Raw genomic sequence first — 25,509 nt, 5'->3', positions numbered from 1 at the left:
GGTACCTAAGTTATTGTTTCTTAATGTTAAAGAACATTAGTATGCGTCCGGCGTCGTGGTCGAAGCTCGGGCTTCGCAAAAAATCAGAACGCCATCAAGAAGTTGTAAAAACAGCGTTGGATTTTCTGCCAACACGCAGAGAGAACATGGCGAGTGCACGGCCGTATGACGGTAGATGCGACTGAGCTTGCTTGATCTCGTATCAGACCAGCTAGGGAGCTTCTCGCAGAAAGGCAGGAATGTGCCATTAGCGGTCCATTGCGAACGTCCGCTTTCAGGAAGTCCGTCAGTCAGGCTCAAGTATCCCGCGAGGTCGCCTAAGCGACAGCTTCAGACATTCAGAGGCTGTCGCCAGCACGACGGCCTGTCGCTCGAGCGCAGAACTGAGTCCCTTGGAGCACTATTTCTTGTCGATGGACACGGGATCCAGATCTTCTTCCCAACGATCGCCAAGTTCAATTGTCATCCACTTCCCAAGCAGGCGCGCAGTCGCCTTCTCTATATCCCCTGGATCAGGTCCGGCCGCAGATAGGGCTTGTCCTAGTTCTTGATCGCGTTTCTCGTCCAACTCCGACCTGGACTCTGCCTGCCATCTACTGAGCACGCTATTGAATGCCCCAGTTACGCCGGCAGAGACGGTCGCATGTTCCGCCGAAAATCGGCCGTTCCAGTGCCGTTCAAAGTGTTCAGAGACGGTGAATGTCCCGCTCAGCCTTGAGTGTTTGGTTCCTCGTGGATTAATGGCCAGCCCTTCTGGTGGGAGACCAGACTTCTTACCTAGCCTCACCGAGAACCTAAAATCACCAAACAATGACACATAGGCGACCCAGTCGTCCCCGACGTCTGAAAACATCACAGCATGCTCAAATCCTGACATTGATTTGTCTATGCATTGCTCAGCAGGAACCCAGCAAATGTTCGTTGGCCACCCCTGTGAATAGTCCCAGCCAGCATAGTCGTTAATATCTGGCGTTCCTGATTTCACTGCCAAACACAAACACCAGTCGGCTTTTCGGCGAACCATTGCGTTTCCATAGAGCACGCACGCTGCGGTGAGGGCTGTCTTGGCCAACGTTCTGGTGATCTTCGGCCCATCGAACATCACGCGTAGCCGTGTCTCCGGAGCTTTCTCGCTAACAGCCCGCGCGGTCAGCTGCTCCGCCTTCAATCCGCGCTTGTTCAAGATTCCTATAAGTCGCTTCGCATCGTCAGCATCTCTTGCCACCAGCGTCGTTGGCCCCGTAGTGATGTTCTTCGGGACCTTTCCGGGACGCAGAATTGGAACAAACCCGGGGGCAAGGTCGAATTCACTCCCGTCAGCCATCGTTCCGGCTCGCTGAATCGTCGGCGGCGGTTGTTTACGGCCCGTCCAAATACGCAATGCACAACGCATCGCTATGAATGCCGCGGCGAGCTCGTTGTCAACGTTATCGCCCGCAGATGAGGAGAAATGGTTGTTGCAAATCCCACAGAGGGCTTGCTTCGTCTCCAGCCGCCCCCCGAGCGCACTAAGAAATACATGTTCGGAGCTGCCAGGATTCAACCTTGCATCGCAAAACAAGCAGCGATTGATCCGAATACGTCCGAAAGTCATCCACGAGACAACGGAATCGCAGAAGGCTAATCCCCGTCTGCGACAGCCACCCTCGCAGCAGGACTGTCCCACGGCGGAAGCACCCATCGCCTGACTTTTTCTATTCGCCATATCGGCCAGCCTCGAGCGCACGCAGCAAAACCAAGATTGAACTGATGCTGCTGAAAATAAACCTGGCCTCCATCGGCGCGAGCAATTGATTGTCGTGTGCCAAGGAATGGTTGTTGCGCAAGTCGTTGAAACTGTCCAAAAGGCTGATAAACGTCTTGAGTGCGCGCGTCGTGAATTCGTGAAGATCTTGCTCCGCTTCCAAGCATTTTCTATAGCGGCCAAAACGGGAATGGAGCGGTTCATCTTTCTCGCACGTTTCACCGCGAACTTCGAGCAGGTGCGCAAATTTCTTCATGCAGTAGGTGTGCAGATGATCAATGGCGACCTCCGGCTTGTTCGCGGCCAGTGTCCGTTCGATATCGGCGACCAGTTCTTCAAGCGTGCGGTCTTTGGCAAATGCTTCGACTCCGGCGGTAGTCAGTGGTGCCGGATCGCCCTGGAGGGATGAAATTACGTCCTGGAACGCCGGGGATTTAGTACGTGCCGCTGCCGCCTCCTCCGAACTCGGTGCTGATTCCAGAAGTCCCTCACGCCGGTCCCACAAGGCGCGAAGCACTCGAAGTGCCAAGTGGGAATCCGCCTGGACCAAGAATGTGGTCAGGCAATTTCGTTTGGAACCACCGTTGATCTTGTTTTCAGACGCAAAGATTTCCACGCCAAATTCTTCATCGAAGAATTCCTCAAGGGTGCGATCAGAAAAATCGAGGACATATCCATACCCGCGGGGATAGCCCATGGCTTCCTCGATAGCTCGGATCTGGGACCGCTTCAGTTCAGGCACACATTCCCCCCTAGTACCTTCGACATTAGAAAATCCGTACAGAAGGAGTCAGATCGTGACCATTTCAAAAAGGTTGATCAACCGTTGATCCCTACCGGAAGAGAGTAAGACTAGGTCTGAGCCTGACACTTGCTTCCATGCTGCACGGAGCACTTGTCCGATGCGGTTCACCGAACATCTCGGTAATCTGCTCGAGTGTGTGGAAGCCGACGCATACGTGTTGGAGGTCCATCCGACCGGGATCACCGGAGCGCTGCTTCCGAAGCTCACTGTCGTAAGAATCATCGACTCGGTCAGCCGCATGCTTCTTGGTATTGGATTCAGCCTTAACAGCGAACGAGCAGCGGCCTATCAGATGGCACTGGCTTGCATGGCCATCGACAAGGTCAAGTATTGCGCTTGGCTCGGACTCATCATCTCGCCGGCGGAGTGGCCATCCCGAGGATGGCCGGCGCGTCATGTTGTGGATCGAGGGCCAGGCTCGCTCATAGACCTCGAAGAAATTGCTTTCTCGGAGCTGGCGCCCGCTTACGCGGGCCAGTCGAAGGCAATCATCGAAAGCAGCCATCGCCGCCGCGACAAGCTCTCCGGTGCTCCCTCCTATTTGCGCTCGACAAAGTCGCCGATCGAACTCGCGGTCGAGGAAATCAAGAAGCTTCTGGTTGCCAACCGCAGCGTCCAGGTCAAACGAACCCCGAGAATGGTGGCCGAAGGCGTGCTGCCTACGCCGATTGGCGTCTGGACGTATCTTGAGCGGTACGGTCGCACAGAAAGCTGCAGCGTCGACGAGTGGGATGCGATTCGCTTGCTGCCAAAGGTCGAGGTGCCTTGCACAGCAAGCGGCATCGAGTACTACGGGGAGATCTTTCGGGCGCCGGCGCTGTGGGCTTCCGGCATCCTCGATGTTGCGGCCGCAGAGGGGAGGCTGACCGTCACCGCCTACGTGATGCCGATGTGCATCCGGCAATTTTGGATCGAATGGAAGGGGGCGCTCATCGAAGTGACCTGGTCGCTCCCGTTCGATGACGGCGAGGCGCAAACCTACCTTACGCTCGAGGAGCTCAAGTCCCTGCATCGCCGCAATCAGAGCGACGAGGCGGCGTTGCGGGAACATCAGGACGCGGTCGCCATCGACTTGGACGAACGATTTGAAGCGGTGTTCGGGCGCGCCGCCGAAACGAGAGTCCGCCAACAAGGGCGGGCGAAAGTCAGGACAACGGACGCGCGAGCCGAGACCCGGGCCATCGGCAAGGTCGCGGAGGGACGGTGAACGATCGTTCCGACAATCCGTGGCTGAGCCGGTTCATCATATTTGATGATCTCGATGAAATCGTCCGTATAGCCCAGCATATTCCTCGGCCCGTCAGCGACCTAGATGCCGTGAACACCGCAGTTGCAGCGGAGCGGATACGGATTGCACTTGATCGGCTGTTCATTGTGACGCCGAAGACGGCTGCGGTTTTGAGTGCGCTGGGGGCGAATGCCGCAGCGGCCTCCGACGCCCGGTATTTCGATCGGCGTGCATTCCTTCGAAAATGCTACGACAAGAATCTGGAGGTGCCCATCTCGCCGCCGATGTGCATCGTCGGTCTCGCCGGCATCGGCAAGTCAGCCTTGTTCCGGGCGATGGAGAGGCTGATTGGCAACGACCGCACCACGCAACTGGACGATGCCCACGATCCGCTGGTGATTCGGGGATTTATTTCCACCACGGTCGTTCCGGGCGATTCGGATCGTCGGCTGCTGGCCAGAATCGCCGAGCAGCTCGATATCGAAGCCGATGCCCGCAGCCACGTTGAGCGGCTGATGGCGCAGCTGAAGAAGATTGGATACCGAGACGGCGTCGCCGGCCTGAATCTTGATGAGTTCCAGCACGGTACCCTGTCCGCCGCTAACTCTCGTGTGACGAGCCTGTTGCTGACGGCGCGGGCGACCGGCATCCCCGTGGCATACGCCTGTAATTTCAGCCTGATTCATCGGCTCCTGGAGCGCCCGCAGGAAGACCGGGATCGACTGCTCGCGCGAGTGACGGTGTTAACCCCGGAGCGGCCAGAATCAGAGGGCTGGCGGCTGATCGTCAACGGAACAGGATCGGTTTTGCGGGCATACCTCCGGTTTGACGCGGAAAGCGAGGCAGCCGAGCTTGGTCGTCTCAGCGGATGTCTGCCGCGGAACCTGCATCGGCTGCTGGGCATCGCTTATGAGATCGCCAGGGAGTCAGCTTCCAAGGCGATCACGATGAAGCACGTGCGGGACGCGTTCCACTCACGGGCATTCGCCTCAGCGCGCAGTGACATCCAGGCGATCCATGAGATCGCAGATGGCGCCGGATGGAGATCCACGCGGCGCTTGGACCTGCATTGCCCGGAAGAGCTGCGACAGGACTCGGCCCCGAAGGCGGGCTCCGCGACCGCCGACCAGAAGCTGAATGTCTTGACGCGGCACATGCTGGAAAAGTCGATGACCGCGGAAGAACGGAGCGGCTGGCGGCTCGCCGCCGAGCAGCGCGGGAAGACGGATGCCGTTGGCAAGGTTGTGTCGATCAAGAAGCATAAGGAGCGGACCGCTCGAAGCCTGATCGAGGCGCATAATCGTTTTGATGGTGACTAGCACTACCGGCAATCTCGCGGCCTGAGATGAGCTCTCATCGGTCACCCTCCGCCTGTTCGCTGTGCGTATTGCCGGGCTCAGCTTGGAGTGAAAATGGCATGAAAAAGCGCAACAAGTCGCTCGACGAGCTACTGAAAGTCAGCCGCCGGAAGTTACAGCGAACGCCGGACATGATCGAATGGGAGCGCATGCCTGCCGTTGGGCGGGAATGGCCCAATCAGGGATGGGACGATACTCCGGGGGAACGGAAAGATTCGAACCGAAAGAAGACCTCGAAATAGATCAATGCAAAGCGCCGACGATGCATGTATGGGGCGCCCTCGATGGGGGTTTCACCCGCATGTCAGCTCAGCTGCGTTTCCGCGCGGAGGTAGGCGATCTGGAGCGACAGCGGTCCGGAGCGACCCTAGCATGATGGATTTCGGAGGGCGACTGTTTCGACCAGGAGTCCAACGGTGCCCGTGACCCGTCGCGAGTTCTTGGCGCCGAATCGTGATCTGGGTCGCGATTACGACGTCCTGTTTGTCGATACTGAGTTCAGTCGGTTGCCTCACCGGCATGAAGGCATTTGGGACTGGGCGCGTTCCGTGGAGTTACTGTCAGTCGGCATCACTGCGCTCGACAGCGTCGAGCCGCTGGTGTTCTACGCAACACGGCGGCTGACACCGCAGATTCGGAGAGTCTGCTCATCGTTCGTTACCGACGAAGTTCTTCTGCACCTGGACGCTGTCGCGTCGACCGTACGGTTCGACGCCCCAAAAGGGCTTGGGGAAGCTATGACTGACTACTTGCGGGCGCGAAGCAAAGCGACGGGCAAATTGCCGGCGTTCGCGGTCGACTGGGCCGGTGACGCATGGCTGTTGGATCCCGTTGCGCCGTCCGGAACCCCGTGGATCCTTCTGGAAGATCTTCCGGGCCTGTCGACGAGCATGGACACCTTCTTTAGTGCACAGCAGGCCGTTGCACGGCACAACGCATACAGCGACGCTCAGGCGTTGCGCAGCGCCTATCTGAAGTGGCGTGAAGGCGCGTAGCGTCAGGTGGGTTCCGCCGTGGGATTGACCTTCAATCTTTCGATGAGCGCCATCGCGTGTTCATCCAGCAGTCCGGAAAGTTCGCGCTCGACATCAAGATTGCGGATACGAAACTGCCCGATCGCCAGGTGGCTCAGACGAGTCCAGGCATCTCTCGACACGCGATTACGGAAGCGCGCAGCATTGAAAGCTCCATTGATGACAACACTTCCGGCCGCTCCACGGCGATCCCCAGGACGCGCTCTACTAGGGCGTTCGCGCCAGCCTTCAAGAGCGAATTCACCAAGCTGTACAACATGCTGCGGGATCGCAAGCGCCGTTTTTGCCTCCTCGCCTTGAATGACGGCGGCTCTCGCCGCCGGCGACGGCGTTCTTCTACTGTAGCGATCGACGACCTTAGTTGGCCGCCTCGATCGTGTTGAACAGCGCCGTCGTCAGGAATTGAACCGCCGGGGCCGGCTGATTGACGTGCTCCGAGAACTGTCCGTCCGGTGTCATCCGCAGGTTGCCCAGCGTGTCAACGGCTACTTCGATCACGAGTTTTCCTTGCAGCTGACCATTTAGATCCGACGTGATGTGCTCGGCGACGATCTTGAAGCTGTCTTCAACCTCTCCGGCAACCAGACGCGGTGATTGCATCTTGATACGGAAGTCTCGTCCCGCAAGTGTGATCTGCAGGGTTCCGTTGATATCTCTGTCTTCGTTGAAGGGAAGACGGTTGCTCGGCTCTTTCGCGACGATGAGCAGCATTTCCTTGAACGTCTCGAAGTGTTTCTTGAACTTGGCTTCTCGGCACACCAAAGTGCTGACAACTCTTTGCTTCTGACTGAAATTCATCTTCTGTCCTTTGACCTTGTAATCATTGTGAGTGTTGCAGGCCAAAGCGCGATGAGTCTTTCACTGCAGATCGGTCTGGCAATTCTTCATGTGGATGGCCGGTAAAATTTCAAGAATCTTGCATCCGGGCGCTACGTCGTCTCGCGCAAGCGCTCGATTGAGCCGCTGCGCGTCTCGCCCACTCGGCGTCCATCGCTGATGAACCGCCACGCTGGCTCGCCTGCGGCATCGCGCTTGGCCATCGGCCATCGGCTGTCTGGAGAACTTAAACGGCGCCGGTGCCTTACGCGTGCCGTCACCGGTCTCAGGAGCGGGAGTGGCATAGGCCAGAACCGATGAAATCTTCATGTGTGCCAACACCGTTTCCTGCCGTGCACTACGCGAGCATGAAACCACCCGCGAAAGCGGAGCTTTCGCGATAGCCCAACAATCTAGCCCGCCCCTAGCTCAAATCATGATCCCGATTTGCGCATCGCGGTTCGACGCTTGGGCGCCGGGCCCGGTGTCAGCCTGACGACGCTTTTGGCCAGCTGCTTGAAATGGGAGTCCGTCGCCTCCTCGAGCGCGGCAATGCCGGCACGGATGATTTCGCTGTTGTTCAAGAGCGCATCGTGGCGGGCGGCCCTTTTACGCAATCCGTCGATGCGCTCGCCGATATCCGGTGGCAACGAGTACGTGGAACGAAAAACGCCATCCCGTTTGGGCATAAATGCTGATTAACGTATGAATTGTATGATACAATTCATACATACTAACTTATCCGAAAGCTCAGCGTGACGGTATACGTCGATGATGCGGCCTGGGAATGGCGGGGACGCCTTTGGTGCCATCTCTTGGCGGATTCGCTCGGCGAGCTGCATCGGTTCGCTAGGCGGTTGGGACTGAAGGCGGAGTGGTACCAATGGCATACCAAGTATCCGCACTACGACATCACGGATACCATGCGCGCCAAAGCGCTGGCTTTAGGGGCACGGGAAGCTGATCCTCTGATGGTGGTTCGGCTGTCGACGCGCCTGAGGACAGAGCGGGATCACCCGTCGCAGAATGTGGAGCAACTGTCATTGCTGTAGCGACGATTTTTATTGAAAGGACTAGGCATGAAGACGATCGACCGATTCCTCGCGCGCCTGGCGGCGGTCCAACTTGAGAACGTCTTCAACCCGTATCGGGACATCTGCCCAATCCACGATCATGCCGAGTCGGCACAGATCAGGCTGCAGAGCCTGCGCGCCTACCTGACACTTGCCGTCCAGCAGGGCGTCGATTCGATCTGGTTTGGCCGCGATCTTGGCCACCGTGGCGGGCGCCGTACTGGCATCGCGCTGACCGACGAGAAGCATTTGCCGCTGCTGGCGGCCCGTCTCCATACGCGGGGTATTCGGAAGGCCACCGCGAGCGAAATGGTGATCGAGCGCACCGCGACGGTAGTCTGGAGCATGGTCGAGGAGATCGGCCAGCTGCCCTTCATGTGGAATGCGTTTCCCCTGCACCCACACGAAGCCAAGGCTCCGCTGAGCAATCGCAGCCATACCCGCGGCGAGCTGTCGCAGATCTGGTCGTTCAACATGGAACTGGTGGACGTCCTCAAGCCGCGTCACTTCGTGGCGATTGGCAACGATGCGCATGTCGCTCTGGCGAACGCGGGGCTGCCATGCTCCTATGTACGTCATCCCAGCTATGGCGGACAGGCCGACTTCGTCGCCGGCCTGCGCCGCATTTATTCGGAGCACTGCGCCGCCAACAGGACTGGCGCTTTGGCATCACAGCTGGAACTGATTGACTAGCTTGCGCAACTCCGCGATCCCGCGTTCCTTACCAGTGTCCAAAAGGGCATAGGACGAAATCACCGTCAGCGGCCCGAGCGCAACATTTGCTTCCTTGGCGACGAACGACATCAGGTGGCTCAGGCCCATCAGGTTTCCGAGCAGGCGCTCGACGTAGTAGTGCGAACGATAAAACGCTGTCAGGGCCAGTTGGCCGTCCTCGCGCATTTTGAAGCTTAGATGGCTGAGGCACGGGCCGCCCATCCGGTAGGTATCGCCAGGCAGCCCAGGATCCGAAAGGTTGAGATCGATGAAAGGATCGACCATGTTCAGTTCGAAGCGCGAGCGCATTTTCTGCACACCCCGCGTCTCCGTCTTGATCCGGTGGATAATCACGTCGACCGGATTGACTATGTTCCCCTTGGGGGCCTCGCGATGCATCAGGCGATGCGCATACGTTCCCCAGCGGTTTTCGCGGAGCTGCCGGATAGCCGGATAGACCTCTTTCTTGTAGATGTCGTAGAACGCCGGCGTGCCGTGGCGTCGGTAGAGGCCGTGCGGAAAGATCGTATTGGCAACCGTCTCCAGCGTCTGGTTACCTGATGTCTTCAGCATGGCGTCAACGGACTTAAAGACCATCGCCTCGCCGTCATTGACCTTCATCGGCGCTGAGATTTCGAGGATAACGTTGTAATCGGTGTGGCCCGGACTATTCAACAGGTGCCGAACTCCAGTGAGCCAAGCTTCCGCGACCGATTCGACTTTATAGAGTTCACTCATGGCGTGTAGTACGCGCCGCCCTTGTAGCGGTGTTTCAGATACGTCTCGGACAACCAGCCGTGGCCGTTCAGCCCCCAGCCGGAGCCCCAGCTGTTGCGGACCATCACGTACTCGCCACCAGCGGCATTCTTGCCCAAGCCGACGGCGACGACGGCGTGTCGCACCACGACGGGATCGTTGGCCGAGTACTCCAGAACACCGGCGTGCTGGTTGATGTCGCGAAAGCCCTCCGTCGTCTCCAGGTGCAGCACCGGAGTAATGCCGCCCATCAGGCGGGTTTTAAGGTCCGCCAGCGCCATCGGTATCGCGGATCTCCGGTAGATCGGCGCGTTCGCGGCGACCTGGGGTAACACCAGTTTGGCGTATGCCGACACTCGGTCTTGGTAGGGATATGCTGATTCCGCTGGCTGACCGTCGTGTGCGATCGCCTCGTAGAGTTTCGGGGCATGTAGGCCTCGGAAGTACGCCATCGGCTTCTGGCGCTCGGCCGCGAAGTAAAACGCGTATTCAGGGCTCAGGATCGTGCCGGGCGGAATCAGGCGACCATGTGCATCACTGGCGGCGATCGCCAAGCAGGTCGGACGGCTGCCTTGGTCGCGTACCGGGCCGAGACTGCTGGAGTGGTCTACACAAGCAGTGATCATCAGAGCGCCGATGCCTCTTTCATGCGGGCCACTCGGGCATCGTGAGACATACCGCCGGCAATCTTTGCCGCGACATCTACGTTCAGGCTCATCGCCACGGACGCATTCTCGGCGGGCTCCCATGGCCGGCGTTGGCGGACCGTCATCGCCGACTTGCCGGCTAACTCCAGATTGGCGATCGCCGTGTACTCAAGGGCGCCGCCGATATGCTCTGCCGCCCCAGAAGGTGCCTCTGTACGGGTGAGAAGCACCTTCGCCGAATCGCTGACGCGGAAGTCGTTGACGTAGCCGGAAGCGGCTAGTTCGGGGACGCGCATGACGATCAAGTCGGCGCTGCGCGCTTGCACTTCCCCGCCGTCATCGTGCGGTGTCAGCAACCACACGTCGCGGTGCCAGTCTCCTGCGAGAGCCACGTCAATAAGGATATTCTGCTTAATCTCCTTCGGCTGGATCGCGAAAAGGTTCGCGCGGTGCGTGCGCGTGATGAGATTGCGCCAGAACAGTGTATTCACGGTTGCCTGGTAGCTGGTGCCTAGGCGCAAGGCAAGCTGGTAGACCGCAAGCGGGTCGGGAATACGCAGGCCGGCCTTCAATAGATCCTTGGCGCGATCATGCAGTAGCCATTTCGGCATCAGCAGATGCGACGCGAACACGTTGGCCTGGTATTCCTTTATGTCATTGGCGGCCGGCGCACCACGACCAAAGGCGATGTTGGCTTCAACGTCCAGCACCGTCTCGTGCCCCAGAGAGTGGTGCCCAAGTTCATGTGCACAAGTGAAGCGCTGGACCGCTGGTGGACGTTCCGTTGTTACGCCGATACCGGGTATCGGCTCGTTCATATAAAACCCGAGCAGCCCCTTGAGCTTGGTGAAGCGGACCGGTAGGTCCAGATCCTCGGCCAGTCGGTACACATCCAGGCCGCCGTAGCTGTGGACGAGACGTTTGCGCGTGTCGTATTGATCGTGGATCAGTCGCGCCTGTTCCGCCGCCTGCAGCTCCGCCGATCGGGTATCAGCCATTTTTGCCCTTACCCTTGGCCTGCGCGCGCGCCTCAAGGTACTCGGCGAATTTGCGCAGTTCCTCTAGGTCGCTTGGCTCTAGTTTCCCGGCCATGCGCGCCAGAATCGCGACATTCCGGCTTTCCATGGCGAGATCCTCCCCGGTGAAGAAAGAGATCGGCCGCTCAAACAGCTTAGCGAGACGCTGCAGTTCTAGTGCATCCGTCTTCCGCTGCCCGCTCTCCATCAGTGACACGGCGGATCTCGAAATCCCCAGAACCTCGCCTACTTCGTCCTGCGAAAACCCAAGATAGTCACGGGTCTCCTTGATTCGCTGGCCGAGCGTGACCCGCTCGCTCTGTTCATTGGTGCTCATCGCCTGCTCCGGTTGGGATTAGTGCTTCTTCGTACCGGCAAAGAACGTCATCAACGACGCTGAAAGCGTCGACACGAAGTCATCCTTGTCTACGTAACCGCCCTTGCGTATCACCGTCACCGGAATCTTTTTTGCTCCACTGTGCTCCATGACTTTGGCCAAGACATGTACGGCCGACACCGAGTCCATCCCGCTGTCGACTGGGAACGGTGATTCCTCGCCGTCCTCGGTTTTTCCCATCTCGCAATCCCAGTGGTCACCCAACATCCGCTTCAGTTCACCTTCATTGATCGCATCCATGGGGCCTCCCCGTTAGGCATTCTAACGAACTGAAGTCATTTTGTTCGAAAATCGAACAAACCGCAACGACCTTCCGCCAAACGGTGATCACTTTAAAAGACACTTTAAATTCATCTACTTAGATACTCTGTCTGGGGGCAGGGGCTGATAAGTGAGCGTTCGATCGCGGCAATTCGCAGTGACGATACCGCCTTGATTGGCATGGACTTGACGCCACACCGCGTAACCCTCGAGGATGGCCGTGGTCCATTGCTTGAGCGGGACCTTGTCGACTTCATAACCAGTGACGAAGTCGAGGATCGTCTTGAGGATGTCGTAGGCGACCTTGTTCTGGCCTTGCAGAAACTCGAGCTTCTTGGCCTTGGCGAAGAGCCAAGCCGTTAGGCCCTCTTCGACGACCGTCGCGCGTCCGCCGTCCTGATTGCGATCGGTGCTCTTCTTGCTCTTGCGCTTTCGTTTCAGCAGGGCCCGCGTGACGGGCGACCAATTCAGGAAGGCGGCGTTAGCCAAGTGGAAAACGTCATGGAAACGGTAGCCGTCCTCGTCTTCGATGGCATCAGTCAGCGGGTCGCCGACGAACACGCCATTGCAGCTCATATAGCTGACGCCACTGTCGTGCTCTACAAACCAGATCTCGATGACGTCGGGCAGCTGCTCGTGCGCGGGGTAATCATTATCGAAACGGGGAAGGTTCTTGAAGACAGGTTTGCCGAAAGCGCCGCTGGTCTTGGCTATATTTTCCCGAACCACTACCTCGAAATTGAGTTCGCAGGAACTCAGGGCGCCAGCGTAGGCCCAGCCAAAGGCACGTAGGTGCCGCAGCTCGGCCTCGCGATCCTCGCCAACATTGAGCAGGTCAGCGGCGGCCTTCCCTAGTGTGAGCAAGGATTCGTCGCGAGCATCCAGTGCGACGAGCAAAGGGTCTCGTGCGCTCGGGGTCGGTGCGGCAGAACCTGCGAAGGTGTACGACTCGTTAATTACGTGCATGACCTCGCTGAATACCTGGTCAAGCCCAACATCACGGTTGAGGCAGAGCGCTCCAACGTACCAGAGCGCGTCGCCAAACTCTTCGATCGCAGCCTCCCGAGGGCCTGGTAAGGCCTTCTCGTCGCGGCGCAGTTTCTTGGCGGTCGCCACGATGCCGCCGACCTCGCCAAAAATGCCGAAGCGGATTGCAGTGACGTCGCCTTGTTTCAGTTCGTTGGTGTTTTTGACGTTGTCCAGGAACTCCCTGAATAGCTCCGATGTCCGACGGTCGCCACAGTTATCCATATCCATATCCCTCTCCGATCTGCCCGAGCGCCGCTCACGGCCTCAGTGCAAGTAGACCCATCGTCGGCACTCACCCCGCGGGGACTCTAGTATTTCAGGTCTACAGGGCCGCGCCCGGCAATTGCTCGTTGCTAAGCGCAAACGAGACCATGTCATAGATGCTTAAGAGCCAGTCGAATAGCCTGGATAAAGGCTCGGTTCAGCGTGACATAGATCACAAAGGGGATCGGGATGGCAGCGCTTCTTCTTGTTGGAGAAGCTGAATAGCGATTAAGTGTTGATGCCCGTGCGAGGTTGATTAGTGCGGGCTGTTTTGTTCGGCCTCTTGTGAGCAGAGATGGCGCCTGTAAGAAGCTGACGTAGATAATGTTCTCTCCGCTCGTTGAAAGCTGACCCCCTCCTGATTCGACGGCAAGGTCCCAGGGGAGCTACTGAGCCGGCCGTCAGACGCTTACCCGCCTTTTGTCCGCTTCCGGACACACTGCATTCGACGAGTCATGACAATGCGGCACCTGATCTGAGGATGATCCGCATGTTGACCGCTCGCGAAGCCTGTCGGCTGCTTACCGCCTTGCTTTTTATTGCTGCTTCGGGTTGTTCGCAAACCGATAATGATGTCTCCAAGGTGGAGAAACGTTCCGATCAGTCGATTGGCGTATTAATTGCCGCTACCTCGCTAGGCAAGTATGTACAGCCAATGCCGGAACTGATCGGCACGCGAGTATCCGACCCGCACGCAGGATCAATAGCGTCAACGGCGGTACGCAGAACGACCGCAAAATCGGGGCTCCACGAAGTAAATGAAGCCTATGGAATTCCGATAAATACGGACGCCTTTAACTCGCGAGGCACAATTGGAATATCGGATGGCGGTACCTGTGGCCCAGTGTCCGTCGTTGTAGATGGTGGTCTTCCGCCGGGCGTCCACTACACGGTAGACCAGAATCCGATTCCGGTGCCAGATGGTGTCGGCCACGTCGATTTTTTTGCTGGACCCGATGCACAGGCAGGGGCGACATCGACTGTGACGGTGACCTTCGCCCCGGCAAACGGCGACTGCGTGGCTGAGAAGCATCACATTGAGTTAACTGTGCTTCCTGAAACTCCGGGAACCGACTGTACAAAATGCGTCAGGCAAAACAACGGCGACGAGTCCGCTGTGGCCGACGTCGACCTTCCACTCGGGTCATCGTCATTTCAGCCAAATATCATGCAGGCAACAGGATATCTGGCGTGGCCCTTGCCGACGCTTCCGAGGCTGTGCGCAGCGCGAGGTCCAGGTCGACATCTGGATTGGGTCGAATGGGATGTGTGCTGGCCAGATGGCGGCGTCGTGACATTCGGCGCACCTGACTTTAGCGGCGGAACGGCACAGTGGATCGCTCCTGCGAACATTAGCTCCACATTTGAACATTTGGCTGCGCCCGATAGTGACGGCGCCACTTATATCTTGAGCGCGATCGATGGCTCGGTGGAGAAATTCGACGACCGTGGCGCAATGATTCTATATCGCGCCCAGAACGGGCGAAGTCTCCACTATTCGTGGGCCCCGAGCCCCGACGGCGCGTCACTCCTGACGCTGACCAAGGTCGAAGACGGCGCTGGCCATGAGATGTTATTCGATAGCGAGATCGACATTGATTCACAGACCAACACGTTAAATAGCTGGACCACGACAGCTACGTACCCCGGTGGTGGCGGTGACTACTCGGACGCCATTACCTTTGTCGATGGCGTAATGAACGAAACTTTCACGTCACCTGATGGCGCCGCGGCAAAATACGTCTACGCAGATTCCCAAAACCCTGATAAGCCGACCGCCTATTACGACCAAAATGGCGATCTGTATCGGGCCTGGACATACGACGCGCAAGGACGAGTAACGAGCGTTCAGCTCGGATCACAGTCTGGATCGACGCCGCCGCACTACCTTTTCGATTATGCGAGCGATGAGAGCATCGTCGTCACCGATCCAAAAGGCACTCAGCGTACGCTGACCTATCAAGACACCGGCGCCAGCGGATTCGTGTTGAAGGCCGTGGACAAGCCGTGCCAGGAGTGTGGGCCCGGAATCAAGAGTCGTACCCTGGGCCAGTACGGCCTGATGACCCAAAGCACGGACTTCAACGGCAACGTTACGAAGTATGACTGGGACTACGACCGGCAACTTCAGACCAGCCGAATCGAGGCATTCGGCACGCCTCAGCAGCGCGAAATCACCACGATCTGGGACGCGAATTTCCGACTGCCGCACATCATCAACGAACCTGGTCGCAGTACGACTTACGAGTACGATTCGGACGGCAATCTGGTGAGCAAGGCCGTAACGGATACGGCTACAGGGGCCGGCCGTACCTCGACGTATTCAAACTACACGTCTTTCGGTGAGGCGCAAATCACCGATGGTCCGCGCACTGATGTCGCCGACGTCACGACGCGCAGCTATTATCCGATCGTAGCCGGCGACGGCAAGTCGGGTCAGCTACACGCTCTCACCGATGCGCTTGGGCACGTCACGACCTTCAACAGCTACGACGACGGTGCCCGGCCGACCATGGTTACCGATCCCAACGGGGTCGTGACACAACTGACCTACTGGCCAAGGGGCTGGCTTAAATCGATCCAGGTAGCCTCTGAAACGACAAGTCTTGCATATTGGCCGACCGGCGATCTGAAGACTATCAGCTTCCCTAACGGCAGCGCGATCAGCTACATCTACGATTCCGCGCATCACGTTACTCAGATCAGCGATCAGCTCGGCAACCACATCAACTACACCCTGGACAGCATGGGAAATGCCGTGCAGACGGACGTGCATGATGCCGGCGGTGTGTTGGTACAAACCCACCAGCAGCTCTTTGACGCGCTGAATCGGCTGTGGAAGGACATTGGTGCATACAGCGGGGAAACCACGGTTCTCGGGTATGACGCCAACGGAAATCGAAAGACCGTCAGCGATCCGCTTTCGCATCAAACGACCAACTGGTACGACGCGCTGAATCGACTGAATCGGGTGACTGATCCGAGCCAGAACGATACCGCGTATGCGTTGAATGCCCTGGACCAGATCACCGGAATCAGCGATCCGCGCAGCTTGAATACGAGCTACGCGCGTGATGCGTTCGGCAGTGTCGGCCAGATCAATAGTCCGGACACCGGAATCACAACGCAGGGGCAGATCGACAGCGCCGGCAATGTGCTGCAACGCCAGGATGCCAAGGGCCAACTCACGAACTATCAGTACGACGCTCTGAATCGTCTCGTGCTGGTCACACGTGCTGACGGCAGTACCGTAAGCTTGACGTGGGATCTGCATGATTCCGCGCACGGGCTGGGGATCGGTCATCTGACGCGTGTCGTCGACAGCTTGAGTGGGTCTACGCTCGACTTCGCCTACGACGAGCACGGCCGCGTCGTCAAGAAATCGCTTGTCCTCGGCAGTTTTTCGTCGAGCATGAGCTGGAGCTACGATGCGGTGACGGGACAGTTGGTTTCGATGACGCTCCCGTCCGGGAAGGTCGTTCTTTACGGGTGGAGCCAAGGGCAGATAACTGGCCTGTCGCTCAAGAGCGGATCAACGACAAAAACTGTTGTCAGCAATATTGCATACCAACCGTTCGGAGGCCCGAAAACCTGGACGCACGCCAACGGAGAAACCACTGGGCGCAGCTATGATTTGGATGGACGCATCACATCAGATCCGGTCGATTCGTCGATTACGTACGACGCCGGTTCGCGAATCACCGGCTATTCACTCGGGAACCTTTCGGTACTGACGGACTCGCACACGCTGGACTATGACGCATTGGATCGCGTCACGGGCTATACCGATCCACTTGGTAACTTTGCCTATTCGTACGATGCGAACGGAAACCGCGATCAACAGACGGTTGCAGGCATAACAACGAATTTTACGGTTGAATCGAACAGCAACCGAGTTGGCCAGGCCGTGATTGAAAGTGTGGGGCTCAGCTACGCCTACGACAGCAACGGCAGTCGCAGCGCGTCGAGCTCTGGGTCAAGCGCGTATACCTACGATGCCGGCGGCCGGTTGTCGGCCTTTACTTCAAGCAGCCACAGTGCCAGTTACAAATACGATGGCCTGGGAGAGCGTGTGGAGAAGGTGCTGGACGGAAGCACGAGCCACTACGTCTACGACAGCGAAGGTCATTTCATCGCTGAGTACAACGGCTCAGGAACGATCATCGCCGAGGTTATCTATCTGGGTGACATGCCCGTGGTCTTGTCCGTGGGCAATCTTGTCTATGCCATCCATGCAGACTGGCGCAACGCGACGCGGCAGATTGACGATGCGAATAAGAAGGCAGTCTGGGCCTGGGACCCCGTTCCCTTCGGCGGTGGTGCGCCAAATGAACGGCCGAATGGTCAGCTCTTCAAATTTACCTGGAATCTTCGATATCCGGGCCAATACTATGATTCTGAATCCGGACTATTCCATAACGGCGCGCGGGACTATGATCCAGCCCTAGGTCGATATATCGAATCAGATCCGATCGGCCTGCAGGGCGGAATCAACACTTATGCCTATGTCCAGGGCAATCCGCTGAGCTTCGTGGACCCAGAAGGTCTAGCAACACAATGCGCATATTACAGCCAAGCCTGCTCAGCGAGCCACGGTCAGTCGAGTTACTACTGCTACACGGCTCCCATGATGTGCAACTACCCATACGCCAGCCCGTTGCTGTGGGGGGTGCCGCAGGATAAAGTGGACAACGTTAGAAGTTGCTTGATCGATTCGGACCAGAATGCGCGCAAAGACCCAAGTAAAGTTGGGACGTTTTGTGATAGTTCTGGAAAGAACTGCTACACCGCGCCAACAGATTCGACAATCGACAACTATCACAAGCAGTGCTACAGCCAGTGCGGCGTTTCACCCATCCGATATCCGAGTGTGAATCCGTTGGGAATTCCGCTAGGCAACGGAACGCCAAATTCTCCAGCGACCAATCACTAGCCCTGAGCTATTCTATGAGGACGTTAACTACTTTGCTTGCGGCGGCGGTGACATCATTCGTCGTCTGGTGGCTGCTTCTAAACGCTTGCGCGAGATCAGGCGTGAGGGTCCTAGAAGCAACTACGGTGTGGCTGTCGCCGATCACGATTTTTGGGTGGATTGTGTATTTGGCCGGGGTGTTCGCTATTTATCGATTATTTCGCTCGTATCTTAATAGGGACTCGTAGCCCGCGATCGGGTCGAGCTGACGGGATTGCGCCCGCCGGAGCCGTAGGGCGAAATAACCGAAAAGCATTGCGCCGGATGTCTCGAATTCACAACGAACATTCATAGGGCGCGTATATCGTAAGCGTCTGTCGTAGACACCTTCCGAGTTGCGCTGTTCTCACCCACAGACGAGGAGAACGGCGAGATGGAAGCCATCACCGGGATCGGTGCACTGTACCGCATCGAGGACGCCATCAGCGCTTTGGATGTACAAGCCAAACAGGCTTGGCGCCAACAACACGCCGCGCCGCACCTGGCGACCTTCAAGGACTGGTTGATTCATCTGCAACAGTCCACCCTTCGCCAGAGGGATTTGACGAAGGCTATCGATTACACCCCGCGGCGCTGGGCGGCATTGACCCGCTATCTCGACGACGGCCGTTACCCGACTGACAACAATCCGATCGAAAGCGCGATCTGGCCGATTGCGCTCGGCCGCAAGAACCGGCTGTTTGCCGGCTCCAAATCGGCCGGCCGGCGCGCGGCTGCGATCATGTGCATGATCGCAGCCGCCTAGGCCAACGGCCATGATCCGCACGCTTTGTTCACGGACGTGCTCACGCGTCTGCCGGCCCTTCTCAATCGCCGCATCGGTGAGCTGCTGCCGCATCGCTGACGGTCGCCAGACAAAACGGGCTAATTAAGCGTCAATCCGGCTTCAAGGTGACCGCGGCAGACGCTTACGACGCTTTGCGCGTGACGATACCTTAGGTCGCGCTTACTATCTTATTGACATGCTCGGCAATGGCCAGGCACTTGAGCGCGCGACCAGAGGCAATGCGATCGAAGGCAAAGTCTATCGACTAGACTTCGTTTGCTGCGCCAAGTCGGATCAGTCACCTGGCTGGCCCCCAAAAGAAAACAGCCACCTGACGGTGGCTGTGGTCTACTCTCGTAGTGTGCGTCGCCGGAATTAACCGACAACTTTTTGGAATCATTAAATTCCGTGAATACGATAGCAGTTGTCGGCTATAGCGACAAGTGAGTGTCAATACCGCAGTGCACTTTCGCCGGCATCTATCTGGGCGTACAGAGCATCGTGGGTCTCTGTCGGTATGCAGCAGCGCGCGGCTGGTACGGAAGTTACGCGTGACCCGCGCCCAAAAACATAGTGGGAACGGAAGCTGATGAATTATGCGTGACGGCACGCCTTCGAGAGGCTGAGCGGTTGTCGTGCTTCGCTACATGCTGTCGACTTCTATGCAAGGGGAATGTTCGACCAGCGTCAAGCGCGCAACGCCGTGTGCCTGATTCGGCATGTCGTGCGGTCTGGCTGGTTTGTCAGGGACGACGGCTGGCGGTAGAGGGCTAGCACGTCGATTTTCGTCGAAATCTTCGACAGATTTTGCAAAAACTGTCGATAATGTCGAGGCTAATATTTTCAATGAGTTGCGCTGTCGCTATCGACGGATTTTATTGTTCGGAGTCAGCCTTGAAAAGGAACAATAGTATGCGTCCAGCTCCAATAAGAAGCGTCTGAGATCTACGCCAAGACACACCCGATTGTCTTGATGGATCAGGGCGGCCGCCGTTCACATGTGTTCCGACGCCAGGATCACAAAACTGGCGCGCCAGGTGCCGTCTTCGTCCCTACCGGGATGGCCGGGTATACCCCACTGCCGCTCGGTTCTAGGCCAGAAACGCCCCGAGCGCCGCCAGACTTGCGCGGCGTGCGGCGGCGGAAATCTTCGCGGTCGGATGGTAGTCGAAGCCGTGTACGGCGCCGGCGAAGACGTGAAGCTCGGTTGGCACGCCGGCACGCATGAGTCGCCTGGAGAATTCCAGGTTCTCGTCGACGAACAGGTCCAGCGATCCAGTGCAGATGAAGGTCGGCGGCAGGCCAGCCAGATCGTCTGCCCGCGCGGCGGCGGCGTATTGCGAGATGCCATCCGCTCCGGGTGGGGCGCCGAGCAGCGACGACCAGCCGAAGCGGTTGCTGGTGCGGTTCCAGACGTAGTCACCGGCATAACGGTTGGGTTCGGCTTCGACACAGGTGCGATCGTCAAGCATGGGATACATCATGTGCAGGAAGGCCGGCCGGATCTCGCCGCGATCGCGCGCCGCCAGACACAGGCAGGCCGCCAGACCGCCGCCGGCGCTTTCGCCGGCCACACCGATGCGCGCCGGATCGACGGACAATGCCTCGGCATCGCGGAAGACCCACGACAGCGCCGCCAAGCAGTCGTCGAGATTGCCGGGGAACGCGGTTTCCGGCGCGAGGCGGTAATCGACCGACACGACCACGCAGCCGAGCGTCGCTGCCAGCATGCGATGCTGTTCGACGTGCGCCTCCGAGTTGCCGCGCACAAAGCCACCACCGTGAATGTGGAACAGGCAGCCCACGGGACGCTCCACCGCCATCGGCCGATGTATGCGGACCGCCACCGGCGGCGCGTCCCCGGTACCGGGTGCATGCTCGATCGACGAGCGGACGTCGACCGACACGGCCGTGGTATCCATCGGGTACGCCGGCGTCGGCGCTTCGCGCAGCGCACCGAGGACTTCTGCCCCGAATGAAATGTCGGGCAGGGTGTCCAGAAGGCTCCACAGTTCCGGGTCGACAAGGTGCCGGCTCTGGCTGTTCATGATTCGGTCTCCGTCACGCGCGGGGGATCGCCGGCGTGTTCGTGGTCGATTGCGATTCGATGCATTGCGATCGCACATCCTTTGGCGATCCATCTTCCCTGAGGGTCTCAACATAGACGCGTCGTACCCTCTTGTCCCCTGCCTGGGCGAGGGGCGCCGGATATGAGCGACAACGGATGCCGGTGCCCTACGTTTCGGTAGGGTTGCCGTGCTGCTTGCTCTTCTAAGCTGTCGTCGACGGATGAATAACCGGATCGGCCATCCAGATGGAGGCCGGCCAAATACGGGGAGCCCATGAGCACGATGAATCTGACCCAGGCGCTGCACCGCGCCAAGCGGCAGTTCCCGCAGCGGCTGGCGACGGTATGCGGTGATCGCCGCCGCAGCTTCGGTGAGTTCCACGAGCGGGTCGCACGTCTGGCTGGCGCCCTGCAGCAGCTGGGAATGCGGCCTGGCGATCGCGTCGGCATCCTGTCCTTGAATTCGGACTTTTTCCTCGAACTGTATTTCGCCGTCTGGTGGGGCGGCGGCGCAGTGAACCCTGTGAATACACGCTGGAATCCGCGCGAGATCGCGTATTCGCTCGACGACTGCGACACGCAGATCCTCGCGGTCGACGACACGTTCGCGGATGTCGTGCCGGCCCTCGCCGAACATTCACGCTCGCTTCGGACGCTCGTGTACCTCGGCAACGGCGAGGCTCGCAGCGGCATGTTCCCGATCGAGCAACTGATCGCGGAAAACGAGCCAGTGCCCGACGCCGAACGCGCCAACGGCGATCTGGCAGGCGTCTTCTACACCGGTGGCACCACCGGCTTCCCCAAGGGCGTGATGCTGTCGCATACCAACCTGTTCGCGACGGCGCTGAGCGGCATGGCCGAGGGTGTGTCGGGTGACGGCGAAGTCGTGCTGCACGTCGCGCCGATGTTTCATCTGGCCGATGGCTTCTACGCGATCGTCTCGTTCATGTACGGCTGTACGCAGGTGGTATTGCCGATGTTCCAGCCGGAAGCCGTGCTGCGGACCATCGAACAGGAGCGCGTGTCGTCGATTCTGCTGGTGCCGACCATGATCCAGATGCTCGTGGATCATCCCCAGTTCGCCAGCTTCAGGCTCGACTCGCTGCGTTCCGTGGTTTATGGCGCTTCGCCGATCAGCGAAGCGCTGCTTGATCGCGCCATGCATGGATTGCCGAACGTCAGTTTCATGCAGGCATACGGACAGACCGAGATGTCGCCGAGCGTGACGTTTCTCGCACCATCCTGGCATGGTGCGGAGGGGCGCAGCGCCGGTCGTCTGCGTTCTGCCGGCCGACCGATGGCCGGCGTCGAACTGAAGATCGTCGATACCGACGGCCGGGAAGTGCCGATTGGCACGGTCGGCGAAATCGTCGCACGCAGTCCCGGTGTCATGCAGGGTTACTGGGGCAAGCCGGAGCTCACTGCCGAAGTCCTGCGCGACGGCTGGATGCACACGGGCGACGGTGGCTACGTCGACAAAGACGGCTTTCTCTACATCGTCGATCGGGTCAAGGACATGATCGTCAGTGGCGGGGAAAACGTGTACTCGGCCGAAGTCGAGAATGCGGTCGCCCAGCATCCGGCAGTCGCGGCCTGCGCGGTGATCGGCATCCCGGACGCGCTCTGGGGCGAAGCCGTGCACGCGGTGATCGTCTGCCATGCCGGCGTGGCACGACCGACGCTGGAAGAAATGCGCGCACACTGCGGGAAGCTGATCGCCGGCTACAAGTGTCCTCGCAGTGTCGAATTTCGTGACACGCTGCCGCTATCCGGCGCCGGCAAGGTTCTCAAGAACACGTTGAGGGAGCCGCACTGGCGCACGCAACAACGCAAGGTTGGCTGAGCCGCCCATGCGCGTTTCGCGGAGAGGGGGAGGCGTGCGGACGGCCTGGCTGGCAATTTGCCTGCTGGCAAGCATCGGGCTCGCGCACGCGGAGGCGCCGCCGACGCCGAGCACGCTCTGGAAGGACCTGTTCGTCCGCGTCGAGAACGCAAGACTTTATCCGGACAGCAAGACCTTCGCCGATGCGATCCCGAAGCAGACGCCAGGCTCGATCCTGGCCGACTTTGATCGCGAGCGTCCGGCAGATGACAAGGCGCTGGCCGACTTCGTCGCAGCGCATTTCGACATTCCGGGCACGCCCGACACGACAGCGCCTGCCGGCCCGACGCTGCCGCTGCGTCGTCACATCAGCGCATTGTGGCCACAGCTCGTACGACCCGCGCAGGAATCGAGCCCGGGCTCGTCCGCGCTCGACGTGGACTTTCGTCACATTGTGCCTGGCGGCCGATTCCGGGAACTCTACTATTGGGACAGCTATTTCAGCCTGCTCGGCGTCGTTCGTGATGGGCACGCCGATCTGGCGAAGGACATGGTCGACGGCTTCGCCGGTCTGATCGCCCGCTACGGACACATCCCAAACGGTACTCGAACTTACTATCTGAGCCGATCGCAGCCACCGGTGTTCTATCTGATGGTCGGGCTGCTTTCACCGCGGGATCCGGCCGTCGCCTACGCCCGCTATCTGCCGGCCCTGCAGGCTGAATATGCCTGGTGGATGCGCGGCGCAGAAGGGCTCCGGCGAGGCCACGCTGCACGCCATGTCGTGCGCATGCAGGATGGGGCTCTGCTGAATCGGTACTGGGATGCCGACGATCACCCGCGCGATGAATCCTATGTGGAGGACGTCGCGCTGGCAGCGCATTCGTCTCGTCCGCCGAAAATCCTGTACCGCGAATTGCGATCGGCAGCGGAAAGCGGCTGGGACTTCAGTTCGCGCTGGTTCGCCGACGGTCACGATCTGACAACGATCGAGACGACGGCCATCGTGCCGGTCGATCTCAACAGTCTGCTCTACGGAATGGAGCGCGCCATCGCCGACGGGTGCCGGCACCGACGCGAACAGGCCTGCGCTCACCTCTACACGCAACGTGCCGCACAACGGCGAGCCGCGATCCAGACCTGGATGTGGAATACCGGCGACCACTGCTTCTACGACTATCAGTGGCGCAAGCATGAACCGACGCAGCGTCTCAGCGCGGCGACACTGTTCCCGCTGTTCGTCGGTGTTGCCGACACCCGTCAGGCGGCGGCCGTCGCCGGGACCGTCCGCAGAAGCCTGCTGATGCCGGGCGGGCTCGCCACCACGACCGTGGCGACCGGGCAGCAATGGGATCGACCGAATGGCTGGGCGCCACTGCAGTGGATTGCCGTGGTCGGCCTGCGGGCGCGGCAGCAGCCGGATCTGGCACGCGACATCGCCTGCCGCTGGCTTGCCACGGTTGGCCGCAACTACGAGCGCGAGCACAAGCTCGTCGAGAAATACAACCTCGAGAGCGGCGCCCCCGCGGGTGGCGGCGAGTATCCCTTGCAGGACGGATTCGGCTGGACCAACGGTGTGACCGCCGCTTTGCTCGACGACTATCCGCACTGCGGCAGCAGCGCAGGCGGTGCACGTCCTCCCGCGAGTCGCACCGGTGATGCAAACAGTTCAACACCAGGAGCCCCGACGTGAAACTCAAGATCCCAGTGCGCCTGTCGCTGATGAGCGGCCTGTTGGCCGTCGGGTGCACGCACGCGCCGACCGGCGGCAAACCACCGGTGACGCCAGTGACCGTGGTCGACACCATCAGCCCGGAGGCACAGCAGTTCTACGCGCATCCACCGCACACCTTCGTATCGATGGACGCGCTGCCGCTGACGCTCAAACGCATCGCCATCAACAAGTATCAGGACGAATTCGGCGCCAAACTCAAGGAAAAGTACGGGGCCGATGTGACGACGCAGGCTTCCGAGATGGCCGGTGTGCCGGTACTGATCGTACAACCGGCGACGCTCAAGCAACCGAACCAGGTGTTGATGAATCTGCACGGCGGCGGCTTCACGCTGGATGCCGGATCGCAGACCGAGAACATCCCGATCGCCGCACTGACCGGCCGCAAGATCGTCGCTGTGCGCTATCGATTGTCGCCGGAGCACCCGTACCCGGCCGGTATCGACGATGCGATGGCCGTGTACAAGAAATTGCTCGAGACTTACGAGCCGCGGAACATCATCGTCTACGGCACTTCGGCCGGCGCCACGATGACCGCGCAGCTCGCGGTGCGACTGAAGCGAGACGGTCTGCCAATGCCCGCCGCGCTCGGCATGTTCTCGCTGATCAGCGATTTCTCCCGCTACGGCGAGTCGATGATGGGACTCAACCCGCTGATCCCGCCGCCGCCGGAAAAAGATCTCGCCCAGGGCAAGCAGGACCTGATCGCGCAAGGCAACGATCTGAAGGACCCGATGCTGTCGCCGCTGTTCGCCGATCTCGCCGGCCTGCCGCCAACGCTGCTGATGTCGGGAACTCGCGATCTGCTGCTGAGCCAGACCATCATGATGCAGATGGCAATGTACAAGGCCGGCGACGATGCGCAGCTGGTCGTGTTCGAGGGGATGATGCATGCGCACTGGGCCTACCTCGATCTGCCGGAGTCCAGGGAAGCCTTCGAACTGCAGGCGCGCTTCTTCGAGCAGCATCTTGCCGCGAACAACGCGACGTCGACGCACTGAGCGAGG

General features: G+C 59.2%; 23 protein-coding genes and 1 pseudogene. 13 read left to right on the top strand and 11 right to left on the bottom strand.

Annotation, left to right across the window (positions count from 1 at the left end; translation table 11 throughout):
* Positions 1 to 400: 400 nt before the first annotated feature.
* Positions 401 to 1,324, bottom strand: a complete 924-nt coding sequence (locus tag G7Y85_RS12705) for a hypothetical protein (RefSeq protein ID WP_241696155.1) — start codon at positions 1,322 to 1,324, stop codon at positions 401 to 403.
* Positions 1,325 to 1,694: 370 nt separating this feature from the next.
* Positions 1,695 to 2,486 carry an abortive infection family protein gene (locus G7Y85_RS12700; RefSeq protein WP_166257502.1) on the bottom strand — a complete coding sequence of 264 codons (792 nt, stop codon included), beginning with the start codon at positions 2,484 to 2,486 and terminating at the stop codon, positions 1,695 to 1,697.
* Positions 2,487 to 2,646: 160 nt separating this feature from the next.
* Between G7Y85_RS12700 and G7Y85_RS12695 the strand changes: the two genes are divergently transcribed.
* The 5 genes from G7Y85_RS12695 (at position 2,647) to G7Y85_RS12675 (ending at position 6,552) form a co-directional block, all read left to right on the top strand.
* Positions 2,647 to 3,756 (top strand): TnsB C-terminal domain-containing protein, encoded by a 1,110-nt coding sequence (locus G7Y85_RS12695; RefSeq protein WP_166257500.1) that lies wholly within the window; start codon positions 2,647 to 2,649, stop codon positions 3,754 to 3,756.
* On the top strand, positions 3,753 to 5,096 hold the full coding sequence (locus G7Y85_RS12690) for an AAA family ATPase (protein ID WP_166257498.1): 1,344 nt from the start codon (positions 3,753 to 3,755) through the stop codon (positions 5,094 to 5,096). Before G7Y85_RS12695 ends, G7Y85_RS12690 begins: the two co-directional genes overlap by 4 nt.
* Before the next feature lie 98 nt (positions 5,097 to 5,194).
* The gene (locus G7Y85_RS12685) at positions 5,195 to 5,377 is read left to right on the top strand and encodes a hypothetical protein (protein ID WP_166257496.1); all 183 of its coding nucleotides are present in this window, start codon (positions 5,195 to 5,197) and stop codon (positions 5,375 to 5,377) included.
* A gap of 174 nt (positions 5,378 to 5,551) precedes the next feature.
* Positions 5,552 to 6,130: a hypothetical protein gene (locus G7Y85_RS12680; RefSeq protein WP_166257493.1), complete on the top strand. Its 579-nt coding sequence runs from the start codon at positions 5,552 to 5,554 to the stop codon at positions 6,128 to 6,130.
* Positions 6,131 to 6,186: 56 nt separating this feature from the next.
* The gene (locus G7Y85_RS12675) at positions 6,187 to 6,552 is read left to right on the top strand and encodes a hypothetical protein (protein ID WP_166257490.1); all 366 of its coding nucleotides are present in this window, start codon (positions 6,187 to 6,189) and stop codon (positions 6,550 to 6,552) included.
* Here G7Y85_RS12675 and G7Y85_RS12670 read toward each other — a convergent pair.
* Both G7Y85_RS12670 and G7Y85_RS12665 read right to left on the bottom strand, forming a co-directional pair.
* A complete protein-coding gene (locus G7Y85_RS12670) occupies positions 6,527 to 6,967 on the bottom strand; it encodes a hypothetical protein (RefSeq protein ID WP_166257487.1) in 441 nt (146 codons plus the stop codon). The genes G7Y85_RS12675 and G7Y85_RS12670 overlap by 26 nt on opposite strands.
* A gap of 452 nt (positions 6,968 to 7,419) precedes the next feature.
* Positions 7,420 to 7,674: a Rossmann-fold NAD(P)-binding domain-containing protein gene (locus tag G7Y85_RS12665; RefSeq protein ID WP_166257484.1), complete on the bottom strand. Its 255-nt coding sequence runs from the start codon at positions 7,672 to 7,674 to the stop codon at positions 7,420 to 7,422.
* Positions 7,675 to 7,740: 66 nt separating this feature from the next.
* Between G7Y85_RS12665 and G7Y85_RS12660 the strand changes: the two genes are divergently transcribed.
* Together G7Y85_RS12660 and G7Y85_RS12655 are read left to right on the top strand one after the other, a co-directional pair.
* Entirely contained in the window at positions 7,741 to 8,037 is a 297-nt protein-coding gene (locus tag G7Y85_RS12660; RefSeq protein ID WP_166257479.1) for a DUF4031 domain-containing protein, read from the top strand.
* Positions 8,038 to 8,064: 27 nt separating this feature from the next.
* On the top strand, positions 8,065 to 8,751 hold the full coding sequence (locus G7Y85_RS12655) for a uracil-DNA glycosylase (RefSeq protein WP_166257476.1): 687 nt from the start codon (positions 8,065 to 8,067) through the stop codon (positions 8,749 to 8,751).
* Here the strand turns inward: G7Y85_RS12655 and G7Y85_RS12650 are convergent.
* The 6 genes from G7Y85_RS12650 to G7Y85_RS12625 form a co-directional block, all read right to left on the bottom strand.
* On the bottom strand, positions 8,728 to 9,510 hold the full coding sequence (locus tag G7Y85_RS12650) for a thymidylate synthase family protein (RefSeq protein WP_166257473.1): 783 nt from the start codon (positions 9,508 to 9,510) through the stop codon (positions 8,728 to 8,730). The two genes, G7Y85_RS12655 and G7Y85_RS12650, sit on opposite strands and share 24 nt — an antisense overlap.
* A complete protein-coding gene (locus G7Y85_RS12645; RefSeq protein ID WP_166257470.1) occupies positions 9,507 to 10,082 on the bottom strand; it encodes a C1 family peptidase in 576 nt (191 codons plus the stop codon). The genes G7Y85_RS12650 and G7Y85_RS12645 overlap by 4 nt, the downstream gene beginning before the upstream one ends.
* Before the next feature lie 71 nt (positions 10,083 to 10,153).
* The gene (locus G7Y85_RS12640) at positions 10,154 to 11,173 is read right to left on the bottom strand and encodes an ImmA/IrrE family metallo-endopeptidase (protein ID WP_166257467.1); all 1,020 of its coding nucleotides are present in this window, start codon (positions 11,171 to 11,173) and stop codon (positions 10,154 to 10,156) included.
* Complete coding sequence (locus G7Y85_RS12635) at positions 11,166 to 11,528, bottom strand: helix-turn-helix domain-containing protein (protein WP_166257464.1); 363 nt, start codon at positions 11,526 to 11,528, stop codon at positions 11,166 to 11,168. The genes G7Y85_RS12640 and G7Y85_RS12635 overlap by 8 nt, the downstream gene beginning before the upstream one ends.
* Positions 11,529 to 11,546: 18 nt before the next feature.
* Positions 11,547 to 11,828 (bottom strand): hypothetical protein, encoded by a 282-nt coding sequence (locus G7Y85_RS12630; protein ID WP_166257461.1) that lies wholly within the window; start codon positions 11,826 to 11,828, stop codon positions 11,547 to 11,549.
* 114 nt (positions 11,829 to 11,942) lie between these two features.
* A complete protein-coding gene (locus G7Y85_RS12625) occupies positions 11,943 to 13,106 on the bottom strand; it encodes a pyrophosphatase (RefSeq protein WP_166257458.1) in 1,164 nt (387 codons plus the stop codon).
* 526 nt (positions 13,107 to 13,632) lie between these two features.
* On the opposite strand from G7Y85_RS12625, the gene G7Y85_RS12620 reads away from it, so the two are divergent.
* The 3 genes and pseudogenes from G7Y85_RS12620 to G7Y85_RS20750 form a co-directional block, all read left to right on the top strand.
* The gene (locus G7Y85_RS12620; RefSeq protein WP_166257455.1) at positions 13,633 to 18,075 is read left to right on the top strand and encodes an RHS repeat domain-containing protein; all 4,443 of its coding nucleotides are present in this window, start codon (positions 13,633 to 13,635) and stop codon (positions 18,073 to 18,075) included.
* Between the two features lie 412 nt (positions 18,076 to 18,487).
* Positions 18,488 to 18,859: an IS66 family transposase gene (locus tag G7Y85_RS12615; RefSeq protein WP_166257452.1), complete on the top strand. Its 372-nt coding sequence runs from the start codon at positions 18,488 to 18,490 to the stop codon at positions 18,857 to 18,859.
* Between the two features lie 12 nt (positions 18,860 to 18,871).
* Positions 18,872 to 18,958 (top strand): annotated as a pseudogene (locus G7Y85_RS20750) (hypothetical protein); the annotation flags it as partial.
* Between the two features lie 1,013 nt (positions 18,959 to 19,971).
* Here G7Y85_RS20750 and G7Y85_RS12610 read toward each other — a convergent pair.
* The gene (locus tag G7Y85_RS12610) at positions 19,972 to 20,928 is read right to left on the bottom strand and encodes an alpha/beta hydrolase (RefSeq protein WP_166257444.1); all 957 of its coding nucleotides are present in this window, start codon (positions 20,926 to 20,928) and stop codon (positions 19,972 to 19,974) included.
* A 303-nt stretch (positions 20,929 to 21,231) separates the two neighbouring features.
* Between G7Y85_RS12610 and G7Y85_RS12605 the strand changes: the two genes are divergently transcribed.
* Genes G7Y85_RS12605 through G7Y85_RS12595 form a run of 3 tightly spaced genes read left to right on the top strand, consistent with a single transcriptional unit; the run spans position 21,232 to position 25,503 of the window.
* Positions 21,232 to 22,791: an acyl-CoA synthetase gene (locus tag G7Y85_RS12605; RefSeq protein WP_166257929.1), complete on the top strand. Its 1,560-nt coding sequence runs from the start codon at positions 21,232 to 21,234 to the stop codon at positions 22,789 to 22,791.
* A gap of 34 nt (positions 22,792 to 22,825) precedes the next feature.
* A complete protein-coding gene (treF, locus tag G7Y85_RS12600) occupies positions 22,826 to 24,463 on the top strand; it encodes an alpha,alpha-trehalase TreF (RefSeq protein WP_206675568.1) in 1,638 nt (545 codons plus the stop codon).
* Positions 24,460 to 25,503, top strand: a complete 1,044-nt coding sequence (locus G7Y85_RS12595; RefSeq protein WP_166257438.1) for an alpha/beta hydrolase — start codon at positions 24,460 to 24,462, stop codon at positions 25,501 to 25,503. Before treF ends, G7Y85_RS12595 begins: the two co-directional genes overlap by 4 nt.
* The last annotated feature ends 6 nt before the right edge of the window (positions 25,504 to 25,509 follow it).

This window comes from Solimonas terrae (assembly GCF_011067135.1).
GTDB classification, from domain to species: domain Bacteria; phylum Pseudomonadota; class Gammaproteobacteria; order Nevskiales; family Nevskiaceae; genus Solimonas; species Solimonas terrae.
The sequence above is the reverse complement of the archived record's forward strand: the minus strand, read 5'-3'. Positions and strand labels throughout refer to the sequence as shown.

Excerpts from the sequence above, each read along its gene's own strand:
- G7Y85_RS12705 (WP_241696155.1), bottom strand. The coding sequence starts at position 1,324 with ATGGCTGACGGGAGTGAATTCGACCTTGCCCCCGGGTTTGTTCCAATT.
- G7Y85_RS12695 (WP_166257500.1), top strand. The coding sequence starts at position 2,647 with ATGCGGTTCACCGAACATCTCGGTAATCTGCTCGAGTGTGTGGAAGCC.
- G7Y85_RS12685 (WP_166257496.1), top strand. The coding sequence starts at position 5,195 with ATGAAAAAGCGCAACAAGTCGCTCGACGAGCTACTGAAAGTCAGCCGC.
- G7Y85_RS12670 (WP_166257487.1), bottom strand. The coding sequence starts at position 6,967 with ATGAATTTCAGTCAGAAGCAAAGAGTTGTCAGCACTTTGGTGTGCCGA.
- G7Y85_RS12665 (WP_166257484.1), bottom strand. The coding sequence starts at position 7,674 with ATGCCCAAACGGGATGGCGTTTTTCGTTCCACGTACTCGTTGCCACCG.
- G7Y85_RS12655 (WP_166257476.1), top strand. The coding sequence starts at position 8,065 with ATGAAGACGATCGACCGATTCCTCGCGCGCCTGGCGGCGGTCCAACTT.
- G7Y85_RS12650 (WP_166257473.1), bottom strand. The coding sequence starts at position 9,510 with ATGAGTGAACTCTATAAAGTCGAATCGGTCGCGGAAGCTTGGCTCACT.
- G7Y85_RS12640 (WP_166257467.1), bottom strand. The coding sequence starts at position 11,173 with ATGGCTGATACCCGATCGGCGGAGCTGCAGGCGGCGGAACAGGCGCGA.
- G7Y85_RS12635 (WP_166257464.1), bottom strand. The coding sequence starts at position 11,528 with ATGAGCACCAATGAACAGAGCGAGCGGGTCACGCTCGGCCAGCGAATC.
- G7Y85_RS12630 (WP_166257461.1), bottom strand. The coding sequence starts at position 11,828 with ATGGATGCGATCAATGAAGGTGAACTGAAGCGGATGTTGGGTGACCAC.
- G7Y85_RS12625 (WP_166257458.1), bottom strand. The coding sequence starts at position 13,106 with ATGGATATGGATAACTGTGGCGACCGTCGGACATCGGAGCTATTCAGG.
- G7Y85_RS12620 (WP_166257455.1), top strand. The coding sequence starts at position 13,633 with ATGTTGACCGCTCGCGAAGCCTGTCGGCTGCTTACCGCCTTGCTTTTT.
- G7Y85_RS12615 (WP_166257452.1), top strand. The coding sequence starts at position 18,488 with ATGGAAGCCATCACCGGGATCGGTGCACTGTACCGCATCGAGGACGCC.
- G7Y85_RS12610 (WP_166257444.1), bottom strand. The coding sequence starts at position 20,928 with ATGAACAGCCAGAGCCGGCACCTTGTCGACCCGGAACTGTGGAGCCTT.
- G7Y85_RS12605 (WP_166257929.1), top strand. The coding sequence starts at position 21,232 with ATGAATCTGACCCAGGCGCTGCACCGCGCCAAGCGGCAGTTCCCGCAG.